The sequence below is a fragment of the Candidatus Protofrankia californiensis genome (genome assembly GCF_900634765.1).
Classification (GTDB): Bacteria; Actinomycetota; Actinomycetes; order Frankiales; family Frankiaceae; genus Protofrankia; species Protofrankia californiensis.
This window is the reverse complement of record NZ_CAAAFT010000198.1, coordinates 17147-19421: the sequence shown is the minus strand read 5'-3', so window position 1 is coordinate 19421 and position 2275 is coordinate 17147. Positions and strand designations below refer to the sequence as shown.

General features: G+C 70.4%; 1 protein-coding gene. It reads right to left on the bottom strand.

Going from position 1 to position 2275, the window contains the following annotated elements; genetic code table 11:
- Window positions 1-2275, bottom strand: a 2275-nt coding sequence (locus DD1DGNOD_RS10920) for an AAA domain-containing protein (RefSeq protein WP_165036593.1), incomplete at both ends; no start/stop codon positions are given.

The following is a 2275-nucleotide window of genomic DNA, read 5'->3' as shown; positions in this document are numbered from 1 at the left end:
GCCGTCCACGCGGGGAAGTCACGCCGGTCGAGGATGTCGCGCAGCATCCCCCACAAGGGCCCCGGATTCGGCTGCTTACCGCCGCTGCCGAGGTATGTACGCCAATTGTCGAACCACGCCGTGAGTTGGCGTTCCCTCCCGCGTTTCGCGGCCGCCTCCAGGATTGCGCCCGCGGCGGTCAGCCGCGCGCCCGTCGGCCGGGCGGGCATGCCGGGCAGGACGGCGCGAAGCCGGCCCAGAAGCACCGGTCCGTCGGTGACCTCCCACGCAATCGCGTCGCGCAACCGGGCGACGTTGCTCTCCAGACTCGGTACGAACGCAGGAGAGTCGGGCGACAGCGGCGGTGCTCCGAGCATGCCGACCAGGTCGTGGTAACGGCGTCCGGCGGCGGCGACAGTCGTCCGCTCCCGGATCTTCGCCCGGACCGTCTCGACGTCGCCGGCCGTGCGCAGTTCGAGGCCGTCGAGCCGGGTATTGGCGTGAAAGGCGCGCAGATCCCTGCCGCCCACCCGAGGGACGCCCTTGCCGGCGGCGAATCTGTCGGCAAACTCATCGAGCATCGCTTCCTGGACGCGGGGATCGCCTTCCGCGACAACGACCGTCCTGCCGAAGGTCGCCCGGCGCAACTCCACGATCAGCCGGGTATCAGCGGCGAGCTGGTCGGCCTGCTCCGCCCAGAAACCCGCGAATGCCTCCGACTGCGCGACCTGCGCGCGTACGGTTGCCAGCCACGGCTCCTCGGCTGCCGAGACACGGGCCGCCGCCGCATGGACCTCACGGACGAGACCGGCAAGAGCATCTTCACCCAACGTGTCCACGGCGGCGAAGGAGGTGCCCTGGGCCTCCAGCTCGGCAAGCTCGTCGCGTAGCCCGTCAAGCAGCCGATATTGCTCAGCGAGCTGGCCGGCCGACGGCAGACTCTGCCATGCCGGCAGATCGTGACGGGCCGCGGTCGCGTCCGCCGTGGCGATGGCGGCGAGCCGGATCAGCTCGTCGACTTCGGCCACCGACAGCGGGGGACGCTGGTGCTCGGCGAGCCGGTCCGGTATGCGGTCCCAGTCGGTTTCGTGGCTGGCGATCCAGTCGGCCACCCGCGCGGCCTTTGCCGGCCCGTCGGCGAGGGGAAACTCCGCGGCCTCGCCCGCGAGCAGGTCGACGAGCCGCAGCTCCAGCCGACGTTGCTCGGCGCGAGCGGCGTCGAGGTCCTTGACGAGCGCCGCGACCGTCGCGCGCTCGGTCCGCTCGTCGATACTCGACACCGCATCCATGATCATTTGTGCGGAGGCGCGGAGCTCGCCGAGGGCTGCGGAGGTGGAGCCGAGCACCGCGATCGACAAGTCGCGCAGCTCGGGTGGGATCTTGTCCCGAAGGACGGCAAGGGCCTGCTCGTTGTGCGCCGTGACCAGCACACGCCGACCGTGGGCGACGAGATGACTCACAAGATTCGCGATCGTGTGGCTCTTGCCTGTGCCCGGCGGGCCCTGCACCGTCACCCCGCGGGCCCGTTCCAGCTGGATGGCGATGCGTTCCTGCTCGTCGTTGGTCGGCAGCGGCATCAGCAGCCGCTGCCCGAGCAGACCGGCGCCGTCATCGGGTGTCGCGGTTGCGGTCGGGTCACCGGCCGAGACCCGGCTGTCGCCGTCGTTACCCACGACTGCGGCAAGCGCTTCCGGCAACACGTCACGCTCGGTGAGAACCTGCCGCAGTTCCGCGTAAAACCGCTGGTAGAGCGCGGGACGAGGCCGGACGAACACCACCCAGGTGTCCACCAGCACGGGCGCGGCCGCCGGCGGCGGGACGTGATCGTCGAACGGGCTCCGCGGGCCGGACAGAACCCGGGCGTCGAGGCCCAGAGGGGCGACGACCTGCTGATACACCTCGGTCAGCCCGTCCTCGCCCCACGGGTCCGGCGGGCTCGCGCGGACGGCATCGCGCAGTGCGGTCAGCTCGTCGAGCGCGGCGATCCCCAACCCGTGCAACGGGTCGGTCTCGATGCCGGGATACCCGTCCGGTACCACGCTCAGCTCTCCGCTGTCGGGATCCATCTCAATCGTCAGGCGGGTGATGAGCAGAGGATGATCAATCGGTTGCCCGTCGGGAGCCCAGGACAAAATGCCATGCCCCCACACCAGTTCATGCGTGGCATTGTCCCGCGCAAGCCGAAGCCGCAGGTCGTACAGCCTTTGATAGAGCAGCCGGGCGGAGCGCGCGGGACGGGCCGTATTCGCCCACGGCTCCCACTGCCCCGCGATCCAGGTGGAAAGCTCGGCCCGCA